At 63.8% G+C, this 16,277-nt stretch carries 15 protein-coding genes, 2 pseudogenes and 1 other annotated feature; of the genes and pseudogenes, 7 read left to right on the top strand and 10 right to left on the bottom strand.

Features of this window, described 5'->3' with window-relative positions; all coding sequences use genetic code 11:
* Positions 1–8: 8 nt before the first annotated feature.
* The gene (locus ACPTTC_RS37820; RefSeq protein WP_423396367.1) at positions 9–875 is read right to left on the bottom strand and encodes a DUF2071 domain-containing protein; all 867 of its coding nucleotides are present in this window, start codon (positions 873–875) and stop codon (positions 9–11) included.
* 191 nt (positions 876–1,066) lie between these two features.
* Here ACPTTC_RS37820 and ACPTTC_RS37815 point away from each other — a divergent pair, with 191 nt between their 5' ends.
* Positions 1,067–1,519: a hypothetical protein gene (locus ACPTTC_RS37815; RefSeq protein WP_423396366.1), complete on the top strand. Its 453-nt coding sequence runs from the start codon at positions 1,067–1,069 to the stop codon at positions 1,517–1,519.
* 142 nt (positions 1,520–1,661) lie between these two features.
* On the opposite strand, the gene deoC is transcribed toward ACPTTC_RS37815, so the two are convergent.
* Positions 1,662–2,342: a deoxyribose-phosphate aldolase gene (deoC, locus tag ACPTTC_RS37810; RefSeq protein ID WP_423396365.1), complete on the bottom strand. Its 681-nt coding sequence runs from the start codon at positions 2,340–2,342 to the stop codon at positions 1,662–1,664.
* A 146-nt stretch (positions 2,343–2,488) separates the two neighbouring features.
* Between deoC and deoR the strand changes: the two genes are divergently transcribed.
* Complete coding sequence (deoR, locus tag ACPTTC_RS37805; protein WP_175951984.1) at positions 2,489–3,259, top strand: DNA-binding transcriptional repressor DeoR; 771 nt, start codon at positions 2,489–2,491, stop codon at positions 3,257–3,259.
* 22 nt (positions 3,260–3,281) lie between these two features.
* Here deoR and ACPTTC_RS37800 read toward each other — a convergent pair whose 3' ends face one another.
* From ACPTTC_RS37800 to ACPTTC_RS37770, 7 genes and pseudogenes are all read right to left on the bottom strand, one after another.
* Complete coding sequence (locus ACPTTC_RS37800; protein ID WP_423396364.1) at positions 3,282–4,334, bottom strand: aldose 1-epimerase family protein; 1,053 nt, start codon at positions 4,332–4,334, stop codon at positions 3,282–3,284.
* Positions 4,335–4,336: 2 nt separating this feature from the next.
* The gene (gene fucP / locus ACPTTC_RS37795; protein WP_423396363.1) at positions 4,337–5,710 is read right to left on the bottom strand and encodes an L-fucose:H+ symporter permease; all 1,374 of its coding nucleotides are present in this window, start codon (positions 5,708–5,710) and stop codon (positions 4,337–4,339) included.
* A 41-nt stretch (positions 5,711–5,751) separates the two neighbouring features.
* Positions 5,752–6,678 carry a ribokinase gene (gene rbsK / locus ACPTTC_RS37790; protein ID WP_423396362.1) on the bottom strand — a complete coding sequence of 309 codons (927 nt, stop codon included), beginning with the start codon at positions 6,676–6,678 and terminating at the stop codon, positions 5,752–5,754.
* Positions 6,679–7,083: 405 nt separating this feature from the next.
* Positions 7,084–7,341: a PAAR domain-containing protein gene (locus ACPTTC_RS37785; protein WP_423396361.1), complete on the bottom strand. Its 258-nt coding sequence runs from the start codon at positions 7,339–7,341 to the stop codon at positions 7,084–7,086.
* Positions 7,342–7,441: 100 nt separating this feature from the next.
* Positions 7,442–7,759: a hypothetical protein gene (locus tag ACPTTC_RS37780; protein ID WP_423396360.1), complete on the bottom strand. Its 318-nt coding sequence runs from the start codon at positions 7,757–7,759 to the stop codon at positions 7,442–7,444.
* Between the two features lie 20 nt (positions 7,760–7,779).
* The gene (locus ACPTTC_RS37775; protein WP_423396359.1) at positions 7,780–9,141 is read right to left on the bottom strand and encodes a virulence factor; all 1,362 of its coding nucleotides are present in this window, start codon (positions 9,139–9,141) and stop codon (positions 7,780–7,782) included.
* Positions 9,142–9,191: 50 nt separating this feature from the next.
* Positions 9,192–10,046: pseudogene (locus ACPTTC_RS37770) on the bottom strand (transposase).
* Positions 9,666–9,782, bottom strand: a sequence feature (AL1L pseudoknot). It overlaps the preceding pseudogene by 117 nt.
* A gap of 555 nt (positions 10,047–10,601) precedes the next feature.
* Between ACPTTC_RS37770 and ACPTTC_RS37765 the strand changes: the two are divergent.
* From ACPTTC_RS37765 to ACPTTC_RS37750, 4 genes are all read left to right on the top strand, one after another.
* Positions 10,602–11,027 carry a MarR family winged helix-turn-helix transcriptional regulator gene (locus tag ACPTTC_RS37765; protein ID WP_423396358.1) on the top strand — a complete coding sequence of 142 codons (426 nt, stop codon included), beginning with the start codon at positions 10,602–10,604 and terminating at the stop codon, positions 11,025–11,027.
* 129 nt (positions 11,028–11,156) lie between these two features.
* Entirely contained in the window at positions 11,157–12,758 is a 1,602-nt protein-coding gene (locus ACPTTC_RS37760) for an APC family permease (RefSeq protein ID WP_423396357.1), read from the top strand.
* A 31-nt stretch (positions 12,759–12,789) separates the two neighbouring features.
* Positions 12,790–14,769 (top strand): chloride channel protein, encoded by a 1,980-nt coding sequence (locus tag ACPTTC_RS37755; protein ID WP_423396356.1) that lies wholly within the window; start codon positions 12,790–12,792, stop codon positions 14,767–14,769.
* On the top strand, positions 14,753–15,007 hold the full coding sequence (locus tag ACPTTC_RS37750; protein WP_423396355.1) for a hypothetical protein: 255 nt from the start codon (positions 14,753–14,755) through the stop codon (positions 15,005–15,007). Before ACPTTC_RS37755 ends, ACPTTC_RS37750 begins: the two co-directional genes overlap by 17 nt.
* Before the next feature lie 72 nt (positions 15,008–15,079).
* Here ACPTTC_RS37750 and pal read toward each other — a convergent pair whose 3' ends face one another.
* Entirely contained in the window at positions 15,080–15,583 is a 504-nt protein-coding gene (pal, locus tag ACPTTC_RS37745; protein ID WP_226200454.1) for a peptidoglycan-associated lipoprotein Pal, read from the bottom strand.
* 471 nt (positions 15,584–16,054) lie between these two features.
* Here pal and ACPTTC_RS37740 point away from each other — a divergent pair.
* Positions 16,055–16,231, top strand: a pseudogene (locus ACPTTC_RS37740) (MFS transporter); the annotation flags it as partial.
* Positions 16,232–16,277: the final 46 nt, after the last annotated feature.

Genomic DNA, 16,277 nt, shown 5'->3' with positions numbered 1-16,277 from the left:
GCGCCGCGCTACAGCAGCCGCTCGGAGAGCACGCGGAACGCGACGTCGGGCACGACGAAGCACATCGGTTCGCCGGTGGCGCCGATGCGCGCGAGGAAGTCGCCGCCGCCCGCGGGCCCGACCGTCTTCAGCGGCCGGACCGCGTCGACGTCGATCGGCAGGTCGATCGACGCGTACGCAAGGCGGTCGCAGTCCGCGACATGGGCGACCGCCGCGTGCTGCAGCGACAGGGAGGCGACGGCATCGCGCCAGTCCTTGAAGAACGGCGCGAACGCGTCGGGCAGCGCTCGATCGTTCGATGCTTCGGCAGTGCAGTGGAAGTCGGGCGCGCTGCCGCCGCCGCCCGCCAGCCGCGTGTCGTAGCGTCCGTCGCGCACGGCATGCGTGAAGCGCCGCGCGAGATGCGACGGCAGTGCATCGCTGAAGAGGCGGCTGCCGAGCGCATAGAGCGGGTGGTCGAACACGTTCTTCACGAACAACACCGTGCGTTCGGCCGGCGTCCCGCCCGGCAGCGCATCGACGTAGAGCCGCCAGTTGCTCTGCAGCGGCGACGGAAACATGCGACGCAGCGGGCCTGCGACGCGCGGGCCGAAGTGCCGGTGCGCATAGGTGAGCGTCGTCAACAGCGTGCGGCCGTCGCGGTTCGCGAGCGTGACGCCGCGCGGCACCAGGTGCGCGACGGCCGCGACATCGACGACCCACGTGCAATACACGACGTTCTCGACGTCGCTCGCGAGCTGAAGGAACGGCAGCCGCGACAGCAGCGCGCGGCGCGCGCGCAGCAGCGGGCCGCTCGCGACGATCCGGTTGGCAAGCCGGCCGATCAGGCCGGCGGACGGGTAAACGAAGGCGTTGTCGTGGCGCATGAGCGGCATTGTGCCGGGGTTGCCGCGCGGGGGGAAGACGCGGGGTGGCGTCGCGCTGCCGAACCGGGCGCGGTGGCGGCCGCATCGATCGCGAGTAGAATTGCCGGCGCCGTGCCACGTGTCAGGTGCATCGGCATCGCAGGGCCGCGCATCGCGAGACGAATTCAAGAACCCACACACGTCCACGCCGGGAGGCAAACATGAATGATCTGGCGCAGCAATCCGAACCCGAGTTGATCGTGCGCGGCAGCCGTTTTGCGCTGCCGATGCTGGTGTTCGCGCTGGTCGTGATCGGCGGCGGCTGCATCTGGGCCGCCAGCGCGGATCCGTTTTTCAGCTTCACGACGTTCATCATGCCGTTCATCGGCGCGCTGGGCGGCCTCGGGTACATGTTCGTCATGACGCGCGCCGTGTTCTTCGCCGACACCTTCAAGGTACAACGGATCTCCGTGCCGTATCGCGATGTCGTCGAAGTGACGCGCGGCCCCTTCTCGCTGATCGTGCTTTATCGTGTCGCGACGCGGTCGGGCGGAAGCAAGGTACGCAAGGTCAGGCTGCCTTTCGTCGAAATGCGACTCGACGACCGGAAAAAATGCCTCGAGATCCTGCGCAGGCACGCGCCGGACGCATTCAAGACGGATATCGCCGCCTGAACGGCGGGCCGGGGCGGGGCGCGCCGTTCAGGCGGCCGATCCGCGGCGCCGGTTTCGCCGACGGTGCGGCGTTGTCCGGGCGCTGGTTCGGGCAACCGGCCTTCGCTTGCGGCGCGCGCGGGCGAAAGCCGGTGTTCACGCGTCAGTACCCGGCGTCGCTGCCACCCTGATCGGTCACGATTGCCACCCCCGAGCTCGTGCCGAGCCGCGTCGCGCCGGCCTCGAGCATCGCCAGCGCGGCCGCGCGGTCGCGCACGCCGCCCGATGCCTTCACGCCGAGCACGGGGCCGACCGTGCGGCGCATCAGCGCGACATCCGCGAGCGTCGCGCCGCCGTGGCCGAACCCCGTCGACGTCTTCACGAACGCGACGCCGAGATCGCGGCACATCTCGCACACGCGCACCTTCTCGTCGTCGGTCAGCAGCCCCGTTTCGAGGATCACCTTGAGCGGTACCGCGCCGCACGCGCGGTGCACGGCGTCGATGTCGGCCTTCACGTCGTCGGCGCGGCCGCTTTTCAGCGCGCCGACGTTGATCACCATGTCGATCTCGCCGGCGCCCGCCGCGATCGCGGCGGTTGCTTCAAATGCCTTGGCGGCCGACAGCCCCGCGCCGAGCGGAAAGCCGACCACGGCACAGACGAGCACGCCGGTGCCGGACAGCTCGCGCGCGGCGAGCGGCACGTTCGCCGAATTCACGCAGACCGAGTAAAAGCGATGCTCGGCCGCCTGGCGGCAGAGTTCGCGGATCTGCGCGTCGCTCGCGTCGGGCGCGAGCAGCGTGTGATCGATGGTTTGAGCGAGCTGGGCGTTGGAAAGCGGCATGTTTCAGGACTCCACGAAGCGTGTGCCGGACGGGCACACGTAAAGTTGATGTTTTCACATCGGTTTGTTACAAATACGACATTCCGGCCGGGCCTGTGCGCCCGGCACGACAAGCGACGGATGCGACGGGCACGCAGGATACTGGCATGGAAACGAAGAAAGGCGAACGGATCAAGACACTGATGAACGTGCTGCAAGGGCAGAACGCGATTCATCTGAGGGAAGTCGCCGAGTTGTTCGGCGTCTCCGAAATGACGATCCGCCGCGATCTTGCGGACAACCCGCACGGCTTGAGCCTGATCGGCGGTTACGTGACGCGCCACTTCGCCGCGCAGCGCAGCGATATCGGCGAGTATGTGGTCAGCGCCGAGAACAACCGGCAGACCGAAGAGAAGCGCCGCATCGGCAAGCTGGCCGCGCAGTTCGTGACGACCGGCGACACGATCTTCGTCGACTGCGGCTCGACCACGCCGTTCGTCGTCGACTTCATTCCGGACGACCTCGAATTCACGGCGGTCTGCAATTCGCTGAACGTGTTCGCGAAGCTGCAGCAGAAACCGCATTGCAGCGTGATCCTGTGCGGCGGCGCGTACCACCGCAAGAACATGGTGTTCGAGTCGGTCGCCGAGACGGGCATTCTCGACACGGTGCGCGTGTCGAAGGCGTTCATCTCCGCGGCCGGCGTGAGCGAACGCTGCGGCGTCACGTGCTTCAACTTCCACGAGGTCGACGCGAAGAAGAAGGTGATGGCGCGCGCGCAGAACCGCTTCCTGCTGGTCGACCACACGAAGTTCGACGAAGTGCGCGCGGCCTATTTCGCCGAACTGACCGACTTCAACTACGTGATCTCCGACGGGCAACTGAGCCGCCGCTACGAAACGGCGATCCGCGAACACGGGATCGCGCTCGTGACCTGACGCCGCACGGCCGCGCATCGCTTCACGCATTGCGCGCTTCCGCCGCGCTCAGGTAGCCGGTGACGACTTCGAAGCGGCGCGTCGCACCCGGCGCGAGCGTCGCCACATGGCCCTTGCGGCGTTCGGCTTCGTAACCTTCCGGCTCGCAGGTCGACGGGAGCGCAAACGCGGCGACCTGTTGGTCCGCGTTGTGCAGGATCCAGCGCGTCGCATGCGGGAATTGCGCGGGGCGGTATGCCGTGTGGAACGCGCCGCCATCCGGATGCTCGAGCAGGAAATGCGCGACGTCGTTGGCATCCGTTGCCACGTCGTTCATGAAGAACACGATCTCCGGGTCGTACAGCGCGGGCGCATCGAGCGTGTGAAGCCGTTCCGGTTCGCGCGCGAGCGTGGCCGTATAGTCGCGCCACGCGGCGGTCGGCTTCACGTGCGCGGGCACGCTGTCGCGCAGCCGCACCCCGCCGCGCGGCAGCGACTGCACAAAGCGGCCGCCCGGCACGTACGCATGGTTCAGGTGCGCCATGTACATCAGGTCCATCGGCGCGCCGCCGAGATTCGTGACGTCCATCGTGATCGTCATCCGCGCGTCGTGCTCGGCGAACCTTACCGACGGGCGCGCCAGATAGTGGTTGCCGAAACCCTGGACGTATTCGTATTCGCCGGTCACTTCGACGAACGCGCCGCGCGCATCCGCGCCGACGACGAGGCTCGCGCGATCCATCGGCGCGCACGGCATCTCGCCGTGCAGCGCATGCGTGTCGTCCGGCCCCGGGCAGCCGTTGCGCAGCAGCCCGCTGTGGAACATGAAGCAGCCGTACGTATCGATGATCGATGCCGCGCGCTTCGGCTGCCGGAACATGTGCTTCATCGTCAGGTCGCGGCCGTCGAACACGGCGGCCCAGATCATCTGGCCGAGATACGGCAGCACGACGAGGTGGCCGCGGCGGTTCTCGAGCTTCAGCGCCTCGACGCCGGACGGATACGCGAACGCGGTGACGGTGAGCCCGTCGGTGCGGTACAGCGTGTGCGGCGTGTCGCGGAAGTCGTCGCGCCGCAGGTCGATTTCACCTTGCATGCTCACGCTCCCGACGTGTTGCGGGGGGCGGCGTAGCGCGCGAGCGCGTTGCCGTCGGCGGCCGCGCCGGGCGTCGCGGCCGGCAGGTGGCGCAGGCAGTAGAAGCCGTAGTAGACGATCACGGCGAAGCACGCGAGCGGCACGACGAACGCGAGCTGCATGTTGCCGCCCGTGTGATCGGAAATCAGCCCCTGGATCAGCGGCACGACCGCGCCGCCGACGATGCTCATCACGAGGATCGAGCCGCCGTATTCGGTGTCCTTGCCGAGCCCGTCGATCGTGAGGCCGTAGATCGTCGGCCAGCACGGGCCGAGGAACACGCTCACGCCCACGGCCGCATAGACGGCCGTGATGTTGTGCACGCCGATCGTGTACGCGAGCAGCGCGATGCACAGGATGCCGTAGACGATCAGCACCTTGGCCGGGCCGACGCGCTTCATCACGAGCGTGGCGACCAGCTTGCCGACGAAGAACGCGAAGAACGTGGCAAGCAGGTAATGCGACGCACCGCGCTCCGTGAGGCCGCCGATCTGCATCGCCAGCCGGATCGTGAAGCTCCACACGCCGACCTGCGCGCCGACATACAGGAATTGCGCGACGACGCCCGCAACGAAACGCCGGTTGCCGAACAGGCGCGCAAGCGTGCCGCGCGCGTCGATCCGGTGCGTGGCCACGCTGGGGCCGTTGCCCTTGCAGGCCGGGTAGGGCGTGAGCGCGAACACGATGAACACGGCGACGAGCACGACGATCAGCCATTTGTACGGCTCGAGCGTGGCCTGGATCATCGCGAGCTGGTGCACGCGGGCTTCGGCCGCCGACATCGCCGCGAGCTGCGCGTGCGACGCATCGCCTTCCTTGAAGATCAGGAAGCTGCCCATGTAGACGCCGGCCATCGCGCCGAACGGGTAGAACGTCTGCGAGATGTTCAGCCGCCGCGTGCTGGTGTCGCGCGGGCCCATCAGCGTCGAATACGAGTTCGATGCGGTCTCGAGAAACGACAGGCCGGCCGCGATCACGAACAGCGCGACGAGGAACATCCCGTACTTCGCCATCGACGCGGCCGGGAAGAACAGCAGGCAACCGGTCGTGTAGAGCAGCAGGCCGACCAGGATCGTCGTCTTGTAGCTGAACTTCTTCACGACGGTCGCGGCCGGAATCGCGAGGAAGAAGTAGCCGAGATAAAACGCGGATTGCACGAACGCCGATTCGAAATCGGATAGAAAGAACGACTTCTTGAACTGCGCGATCAGCACGTCGTTCAGGTTCGCCGCGGTGCCCCACAGCGCGAACAGGCAGCACAGCAGCGTGAACGCGAAGAGCGGCGTGCGGTTCAGGTAATAGCCGTCGGGTGTGTGTTCGATTCTGGCTCGGCCCATGGGTGTCTCCTTCCCAATTGTCTCGTCGATGAAGGCGCCGTTCACATGCCGGCGTCGCGGAGGAAGCGTTCGAACGTCGCGGTGTCGGCGTACGACTTCTGCGTGCCGAGGCCCGTGACCGAATGCGCGGCGTACGCGGACGCGTAACGCATCGCGTCGAGCGCGTCGCGCGACGCGGCGTAGCAGCGCGCGAAGCAGCCGATATACGCGTCGCCCGCGCCGGTCGTGTCGCGCGCGTCGACCGGTACGCCCGGCACGTGCCGCACGCCGTCGCGCGATACCAGCAGCGAACCGTGGCTGCCGAGCGTGACGAGCACGTGCTTGAGCCCGCGTGCGACCAGCGCTTCGGCGGCGCGCGCCGCGGTGTCGCGCGAATCGACCGGCATGCCCGACACGATCGCGAGCTCGGTTTCGTTCGGCACGAAGAATTCGACGGTGCGGATCCGCTCGAAATCGAGATCGGCCACCGCGGGCGCGGGGTTCAGCAGCACGGGGATGCCGTGCCGCGCGCCGAATTCGATCGCGTGATAGACGGTGGCGAGCTCGATTTCGAGCTGCAGCACGATCAGTGCACATTCGGCGAGCTGCGGTGCGGCTGCATCGATGTCGGCCGGCGTCAGGTGGCGGTTCGCGCCCTTGACGATCAGGATGCTGTTGCTCGAATCGGGTTCGACGAAGATCGGCGCGACGCCGCTCGGCACGCCGGCGACCTTGCGCACGTGCGTGGTATCGATCCCTTCGCGCTCGAAGTTGCGGATCGTGTTGTCGGCGAAGACGTCGTCGCCGACCTTCGTGACCATCACGACGCGCGCGCCGAGGCGGGCGGCCGCGACGGCTTGGTTCGCTCCCTTGCCGCCGCAGCCGAGCGCGAAGTTCGGCGCTTCGAGCGTTTCGCCGCGGGCGGGCATGCGTGTGACATAAGTCACGAGGTCGACCATGTTGCTGCCGATGACGGCGATTGTCTCCATCTGCGTGTCTTCCTTGGTATGGGATGCGCCGCGTGCAGGGGCGGCGGCGTGCGAGATGTGATAATGGAATCACATAAAATGTGAAAATGCAATCACATGGTGTTTTGGGGGTGACACTTGGTGTGGGAGGTGGAGGTGCAATATGGGGGCGGAACGGTGTCGACGTGCAAAAAAGGTCGCACTGACGAGAAGGGGGGGAAATCCACTCAATGCGAGCAGGTTGAATGCCCTGACGTCGGTGCTCTCTCCGCGGGTGACAGAAGACGAGGGGCGGAGCACGGATGAGCGGGACGCCGAACGCGCAGAGGATTCAACACGGGCGCCGTTTGGGGCGACGACAGACTGACTGGAGCGAACACCGGGTCGTTGCGACCGGAACAGGCGGTCGGCGCTAGTGTGGTGAGCCTACGTGCGTCCGGACGTAGGGAGAGACGTGATCAGCACTGCACCGCATGAGGTTTTGTGGCCGTCGAACGATGCGAAGGACCCCTCGACGTTAAAGTCCGCATCACCTTCGACAATCACGCACTCGCCGTGGATCGGGCAGGTGCAGCGGTCGCCGACTCGAGCGACCGGCCGCCCCATGACTTCGCTGTTGGTCGCGCCTGACTCGACGCGCCCGCCGTGACTGTGTACGTCTCCAACCCGAATTACACCGCGCATGAACGCTCCTGCTCCTGGTTCGAGTCCGACGTAGACTCTGCCGCACCGTCACATCGATTTTCCATCGTGCCGACCATTCGCGTGCGGTCGCCATATCGCTTCATTTGCGTGCTCTCAATGCTTTGAACGCTTTGACCAAACCCACGATTACCAGGGTGAGTCCGATCACAACGATAAGAGCCGGCACAGAGAAAACGAAGTTTAATTGCGCATCGGTTTGAATATGCCACTGGTCAAATGCACCAATCGCCAGAAACACAATAAGAACAGAGAAAAGGCCTATCCCAGCGACGATTAACCCGATGCCCCACCCTAACAATTGCTGATGGCGCGAGGGTTTGTATGCCCCCAGTTCCATAACAGCCCTCACGACAAAAAAGGACGACGCGCGCAACGCGCATCGTCCATGTTGGTCCATGTCCCGTCTCTTTGGGCTACTTAGAAGCTGTATCCTTGTCCGGTCTGACTGTAATCGACATCGCGCCGCTTTCCCCACCAGGGCAGATAAGCACTACCCTCGCCAGCCGCGCGGAACCATGGCTTCTTTGGGTCAACCGGATTCAACCTCTCAGGAGGAACAACGACAACGGCCATCGGGTGTTCGGCATCGTTCGTTCCGGCCACGAGCGTATTACCGCCGAGATGGTTCGCGCGACCGATTGCCAGTGCCACATCGGTCAGCGCGGTACCGGCACCCATCTCGCCAAGCAGCGCCGGCGTGTTGAACGTCTGCTTCTTGAAGTCGTACTCGGGCAGCACCTCGGTCAACGTCTGTGACAACGCACCAAGCCGAGCAGACGCAATGTCGCTGCCCTTGCCCGCGTCGTGGATGACGTAGTGCAGATCGGCGGTTGCCACTCCAGAATTGTGGGCTGCCTGGTCGATGGTCGATTTCCAGGCCTCAACTGCGCGCGTCGTGCCAGCTTTTTTCTCGAAGTCGTTCACGTTGCCGACAGCTACGCGCCCGATCCATGCGAGCGGTTCACGCTCGGTCTTGAAGTCCGGTCCGGTGAGAACGAGCAGAACCATGTTCTCGTTCATCTGGTTGTCTTTCGGCGGGAAGCTCGGCGCATCCCAGTTCATCACCCATACGCTCTGGTCGGGGTGTGCTTGCAGATAGTCGAGTGCGCGATTGAGCGAAGTGAAGCCCGCGTTCGGACCACCGGGCGTGATGTGAACGTCTGGCGGAGTATCCTTGCTCCACAAATTTGGTGCATCCTGGTTGCCAATCTCAAACATCGACACGAACTGCTTGACCAAGTACTTTCGAGACTCCTCCGGATCAAGGCGTTTTTCCGGAATCGCAAACTCGATGTGGGTTCCAGCCAGCTCCCGCCATCCCTTTCGGTCTTTTGAGTGGACGTTGTAGAAATATACCGGGCTCATCACATAAATTTCGCCGAATAAAACGAGAAGTTGATCGATGTATTTCTCATAAAACCCATCAAACGTCTCGCGGCCATTATTGCCATAGGCTACGCCGGCGACCGGCTGCACGGTGGTGAAGCCTTTCGGATCCTCCTTGACCATGTCATCGTGCTCGTTGGGCTGAACGAGACCCATCGTCCAAAGCAGCTGCCATTCGGTCGGATAGTCGCGCCGTTGTAGCGGATTGAGCCATGCGAGCCCAACGACTTGCGCTCGAAACGGTTGATTAGGGACTGGTGCTGCCACGGCGACGCTAGCCCCTGTACCAACCGTGGTTGCCGCGGCTTTTTCTCCGCCAGATTTTCGAAGTCCCGCCCAGAGCGCCAACACAGCGACCACAACCAACAGCGGCAACACAATCAATCGTTTCATCCATTCCTCAACCGAGTGAATCGCTCCGGGAATCGTGGAGGCCCGTTGGTTTAATTTAATACCGGCACGTCAGCGGCATTTCTGAGTTGCCTGTCGTAGTTTGCCTCAGCCTCGACGGGCGGGATATAGCCGAGCGGTTCCATCAGTCGATGATGGTTGTACCAGGCCACCCATTCCAGCGTCGCCAGTTCGAGGGATTCCCTCGTTTTCCATGGGGCACGACGATGATTCAGTTCCGTCTTGTACAGGCTGTTGATCGTTTCAGCCAGTGCGTTATCGTAGCTGTCGCCACGACTGCCGACGGACGGCTCGATACCCGCTTCGGCCAAACGTTCGCTGTACATGCTGCGTGCGATCACGATACCTTTCCGGTTCATCTGCTTCCAGACCTTCGGTACGCCATAGACCTGCATGTTGGCCTGCCGGACACGCTTGATCTCCGGTTGCAGAATCTCATCACGTTTGGCGCGGACGCAGCGTTTGGACGGATCGCGAAGCTGCGCAGCATGGCGTCGGTAGCCCGACGGGGCAATCCGCAAGACCTTACAGATCGGCTCGACCCCGAAGGTGTTTCGATGCTGATCAATGAAGGCCTTCAGGACTTGAAACGGCGGTCGAGCTCCGCCTGGGCGAAAAACGCGCTCGCCAGCTTGAGAATCTCGTTGGTCCGGCGCAGTTCCTTAACCTCGCGCTCTAGCGCCTTGATACGCTCACGCTCGGCCGTGTTCACGCCATCGCTCGTCGCGTTTGACCCGATCCAGCAGCGTCTGCGGCGTACAGCCGATCATCGGTGCAATCGATTCGACTGCCGCCCACATCGACGGGTGTTCGCTACGCTGTTCGCGTACCAGACGCACTGCGCGCTCCCGCACTTCCGGGGAAAATATGCTTGCCTTCTTGTTCATGACTCGATTCCCTCAAGAATTCGAGCCTCCACAAAATCCGGTGCGGTCGGGGGAGCGTCGCGAAATGGCGCGACGAGAAAGACACTTGCGGCGGAAGATTGGCGGAATCCCGGATCGACCGGTCACCACCGAAATCGATCACCCGCCAACCTGGAGTGTGCGCCCCAACCGTCGGGGTGATACGTCACGCTGGGGATGTAGACCGGGGTGGACGTCGGATTGCTTGCCACCGGACGACTGACGTTGGGTGTGAGGCTTGGCCACGCCCAAGGGTTGCCCACATGCAGTATATTCCGCGCCGGGACAACGACGTGGCTGGCCGTTCCCGCACGTGAGCTTGTCGAATGGCCGGGCTGTACGACGACCAGGGCGACCAGCAGCGGTAGCGAAATGCCTTCCACTTCTCCTCACCGATTCAGGTTGATGGGGTCAATCCACACAGTGACCGGAGCAGCGACCGATGAAAGCACTTTGCACTACCCGTCACACGCGCCTATATTTTAGGTCACGTGATGACATGATTCCAGAAAACTCCCGGTGTTCCTGGAGTTCGTGATGGCAGCAAGCAATCGAAAGGCCGGCGCAAGCGCCACGAAACACGACCTCGAGCAGCTATCCGAATTTCGCTACCGGCTGCGGCGTTTTCTGCGTTTCTCGGAGGAAATCCTGCGTGCCGAGGGGCTGACGCCGTTGCAATACATGCTGATGTTGCACACCTGTGCGTTCCCGGACCGCTCGTGGGCGACAGTCGGCGAGATTGCCGAGCGGTTGCAGGCGTCCTCGCATGGCACGGTGGCGCTCGTCACCCGCTGTGAAGCGGCCGGGCTCGTCCGGCGCCAGACGAGCGAGCAGGATCGACGGCAAGTGGAGATCCATCTGACAGAAAAAGGGGCGGAATGCTTGCGCAAGGTTGCGGCTTTGCACAAGTCGGAAATTCAGGCGTTCGGCTGGGCTTTCCAGGACGTCACCGATATCAACTGAGCGCGCGACAGCGAGGCGCGCGCAACGGGTTCCCCGAACGGCCGACACACATCGGCCGTCACAAGAACCGGCAGGGTGGGAGAACGAACACACACGCAGCAGGGGGAGGTCGTTTGCAAGGAGTGGCATATGAGCACGACCTCGAGCCTCAATCTGGAAGGCAAGCTCCGGCGTGACGCCGGAATCATCGGGCTGTTGTTCGCCAGCACGACCAGCATGGTCGGTTCCGGCTGGTTGTTCGGCGCCTATCACGCATCGCGCATCGCCGGCCCGCTGAGCATCGGCAGCTGGGTACTCGGCGCGGTCATCATCATGCTGATCGCACTGTGTTTCGCCGAGCTCGCGGCGATGTTTCCGCGTAGCGGAGCGCTGGTGCACATGAGCCATGCGAGTCATGGCGTCGGACTGGGCCGCATCTGGTGCGGCCTCCTGTTCCTGGCGTACGTGCCGGTTCCGGCGGTCGAGGCGGAGGCGATCGTCACGTACGCGAACAACTATCTCCCGTGGTTCATCCAGCCCGGAAGCGCGGGCTTGCTGACGGCTGCCGGCTTCGTCGCCTGCGCCGGCCTGCTCGGCGTCATGGCATTGCTGAACCTGATGGTGATCCGCTGGCTGTTGGGCGTGAACTCGACCATCACGTGGTGGAAGATACTCGTGCCGCTTCTGACGATTGCAGGCTTGCTGGGTGCGAGTACGCACTGGGGAGTCATGCAGGCGGCGCCCGGCAGCTACCACGTGTCCGGCATGTTCACCGCGCTGCCGGCCGCCGGCATCGTCTTCAGCTATCTGGGCTTTCGAACGGCGATCGACCTGGGCGGCGAAAGCGCCAATCCGCATCGAAACATCCCGTTGGCCGTGATCGGCGCGGTACTGTTGGCCGCCGTCATCTACATCCTGTTGCAGGTCGCGTTCATCTACGCGCTTGCGCCGGCCGATCTTGCCGCCGGTTGGAACAACCTCAGCTTCAAGGGTGAAATGGGACCGTTCGCGGGGCTCGCAACGACCCTCGGCATGGGATGGATGGCCACGCTGCTTTACATCGACGCCTACGTCTCGCCAGGGGGAACCGGCCTGATGTACGTCACCGGCGGCTCGCGCATCCTGTTCGCAGCCGGCGAACTGGACGCTGGCCCACGCATGCTGACGCGGTTGAATGCCAACAAGATTCCCTGGGTTGCCGTACTGATCATGTGGGCGGTCGGCGTGCTGTTCCTGATGCCGTTCCCTGCGTGGCAGCAGATGGTGAGCTATATCACGTCGATCACCGTGCTCACGTACGGGCTGGGGCCGATCGCGCTACTCGTCCTGCGACGCAACGTGCCGGAACTGCAGCGGCCGTTCCGCATGAGCGGGGCCGGGTTGATCGCGCCGCTCGCATTCGTGTGCAGCAACCTCGTCATCTACTGGACCGGCTTCAAGACCAACAACTTCCTGTTCTCGCTGGTGGCGATCGGCTTCGTCCTCTACGCGCTTCACCATCATGTCGTGTTGCGCCGTAGCGCGCGAGACTTCGGCTGGCAGCACATCGCGTGGTTGCTCCCGTGGTTCGGCGGGCTGTGGCTGTTGTCGTGGCTGGGCGGTATCGGCGGCGGCCTGGGCGTCATCGGATTCGGCTGGGACATTCTGCTGGTCGCCGTCTGGAGCGTGGTGGTGCTTGCGCTGGCCATGCGCAGTGCGCTCGATGCCGGCGAGACGTCGGAGATGATGGGGCGCATGAACGAGACCAGTTGACGGATCGACACACTCGACACAGGCGGGCGTCATGACATCGGGATCGACAGGAGGAGAGGACAGCGCGGCCGGCGAACTCGCATCGCTTCGCGTGGAAACCGGTCGCGTCCAGCGTTCGTCACAAACGGAAGACGACGCGTCGCCGATCGACATGTATCGCCTGAGTTGCCTGGGGATCGTGGTCGGCGTCGTCACCGGAATCGGCGCCGTGGCATTTCGCGGCTTGATCGGCTTCGTGCATAACGCCTTTTTCCTCGGCCGATTGTCTGCCTCGTACAACGCGAGCGAGTTCACGCCGCCTTCCGTCTGGGGGGCGTTCGTCATACTGGTGCCGGTGGTCGGTGGCCTCGTCGTGACGTGGCTCGTCTGCACCTTTGCGCCGGAGGCGAAGGGGCACGGCGTGCCCGAGGTGATGGACGCGATCTACTTCAAGCGCGGGGTGATTCGCCCGGTGGTCGCGATCGTGAAATCGCTGGCATCCGCGTTCGCCATCGGCACCGGCGCGGCGGTAGGTAGAGAGGGGCCGATCATCCAGATCGGTTCGGCGCTCGGCTCGACGCTCGGGCAAGCGGTCAGGATGACCGCCGGCCAGCGCATCACGCTCGTGGCCGCGGGCGCGGGTGCCGGGATCGCCGCCACGTTCAATACGCCGATCGGGGGTGTCCTGTTCGCGACCGAACTGATGATGCCCGAAATCAGCGTGAACACGTTCCTTCCCGTCGCGCTGGCGACCGGCACGGCGACGTTCGTCGGACGGTTGTTCTTCGGCAGTGCGCCGGCGTTTCTGGTACCGGCCCAGCTCGGCGCGATTCCCGATCGTCCGGGCAGTGTGCTGACACTCCTGCTGTACGCGGCGCTCGGCATTGTCACGGGTACCGGTGCCGCACTGCTGACCCATGGACTGCATTTTGCGGAGGATGTCTTCGAGCGTATTCCGGGCCGCTATGCGCGTCACGCGCTGGGGATGTCGCTCGTCGGGGTCACGATCTACCTGCTGATGCACTTCGCCGGGCATTACTACGTCGAAGGTGTGGGATATGCAACGATTCAGGCGCTGCTTTACGGACAACTCGGCGGCTGCCTGTTCCTGATCACGCTGGCGCTTTGCAAGACCCTCGCGACATCGATCAGCCTGGGCTCGGGATCATCGGGCGGCGTGTTCTCGCCGTCGCTGTTCATCGGTGCGGCGTTGGGGGCGGCGTTTGCCGCATTCGTCCAGGCGGTGCTGCCCGCGGCACCCGTCAGCGCGCCTGCGTTCGCGATGGTCGGAATGGGGGCGATGGTGGGCGGCGGAACCGGCGCGGCGATGACAGCGGTCGCGATGATCTTCGAGATGACCCGCGACTACGACATCGTGCTGCCCATGATCATCGCCGTTGCGGTCAGCCTCGCGACCCGGCGCCTGCTTTGCCGCGAAAGCATCTATACGCTCAAGCTCGTGCGTCGCGGCCACGTGATTCCGAACGCCTTGCATGCCAACATGTTTCTCGTCCAGAACGCGGCGCAAGTGATGGAGACGGACGTGCTCGTGCAGGACGCCGAGGTACTGTTCCGCGACATTCTGGGCAATCTGGACGGCCCCCCGTTCCGCCACGTGGTCGTCACGCGATCGGGCCGGATCGAGGGCGTGCTTCGCATCAACACCGGATTGCGCCGGGCCATTTCGCACGATCATCTTTCGGTGACGCTCGGTGCGCTCGCTCAACGCAATTTCATTGTGGTCGCGCCGGGTGAAGCGGCATTCGATGTGATCAGCAAGCTGCGCCAGAAGCACGCGACCATGGCGGTGGTCGTGACCCGGCCCGAAGAAGAGGGCGCAATGGAGGTGGTCGGGGTCATTGCCAAGGAACACATCGCAGACGCGGTGGCGAGCAGCATCAGGATCTTTCCCGAGAATCGGCGCGAAACGGAGCGCAGCCGGCGGTCAGGGAAACAGCACGGTGACAGCCACGCGCCGACGCGGGCCGAAGCGCCTGCCGGCAAGGAGGGGCAGCATGAAACTCAGCGTTGAGCTGGCGGTTCTGCGTCGGCGCCTTGCGGTGGCCCTGCATCTTGATGAATGGAAGGAGGTGCTGGCCGGCAACCTGGAAGACGAGGCGAGCGACGATCGCGAGTGGGTCATCGTCTACAGAACGGCGAATGGATACTGTTGCCTTTACCGGGGGAAGCCGGTCGAGTTCGATGAACGCTCCGATGTGCAGTCATGGTCCGCCGAGATGGACGTCCGGACGTACTTCATGGGCTTGTGACCGCGATATTGGCGACGAACCGTTTCCGCCGGTCAATGCGTGGCGGGAGCGGGCTCCCGCCACGCTGGCGCGTCATCGATAAACGATATCCGCGCGACGATTCTGTGCCCACGATGCTTCGTCGTGGCCCAATGCAACCGGCTTTTCCTTGCCGAAGCTGACTGCCTCGATCTGCGAATCGGGCACGCCGAGCGTTTCAAGTGTGCGAAGCACGGCCTGCGACCGGCGCTCGCCCAACGCGAGGTTGTACTCGCTGGTGCCGCGTTCGTCGGTATTCCCCTGGATCAGGACGTGTCGCGCGGGATGAAGACGCAGATAGTCGGCGTGCGCCTGCAGCAGCGACTGGTATTCAGGCTTCACTTCATAGCTGTCGAAATCGAAATAGATACTGCGTTTCGCGAGCGGGCTGTTGGGGTTGTTCAATTCGTCAGCCATGGTCGACGGCGTCCCGATCGCCTGACCATTTGCGGCCTCCTGATTCATCATGCCGGCAGTGCTGGACGTCTTTGTCGCGGAATGGCACCCACCGAACAGGACAAGGGCCAACACCACCGCATATCGCATCAAGCCTTTCATCACGGGTCTCCCGAAGAGGGCGTTCGATCGAACGGAATGGGTCGCGGATCAACGGAACGGGGCGCGGCATCGCTGCGGGAAGCACAGTGAATCGAGCGGCTCCTTTTTGACGGGCGACGGAGTTCTGTAAATGAGCTGAAGGGTGAATCGTAAGATTTTCGGGTTCACCCGGATCGGGAAGATAATCTCCTTTACTAGAGTAGGAGAAATGTCACATCGTGACTAGTTGTCGTGTTACGATGCGGAAATTCTGCGAAATTGTGAATTCAGATGTGCTCCATCAGCTCACGTCACTCGACGTCCGGCCGTCCCGGTATGAAAGGCCGGGGCGAGCTTCTTGAACCCGGCTGCCCAGCTGGGTTTTTTTTGTCTGTTGCTGGATCTGTTCGGTAAATCGCGTCAACGATGTCCCAGTTGCCCACCGTGCCTTCCCGCATGACTGCGCCCGAATTGCGCGTGACCGCGTCGCTCGCGGCCACGGGCGTCGACAACACCACGCAGTCGATCGGCCTCGCGCTCGGCGGCATCGCGGGCGGCTGGCTGCTGAAGCAAGGTGGCCCGAACACGGTGTTTCTGGTGTGTGCCGACGTGGTTGCAGTATGGCTGGCGATCGCTTTCGGCATGAAGCTGCCGCCGCGGCGAACCTGAACGATCGGGGCATCGTTTGACAATGAACAAGACTGACGAGTGGGTA

The organism is Burkholderia mycopellens (genome assembly GCF_964265025.1).
GTDB lineage: Bacteria > Pseudomonadota > Gammaproteobacteria > Burkholderiales > Burkholderiaceae > Burkholderia.
This window is presented reverse-complemented; position numbering and strand designations above follow the sequence as displayed.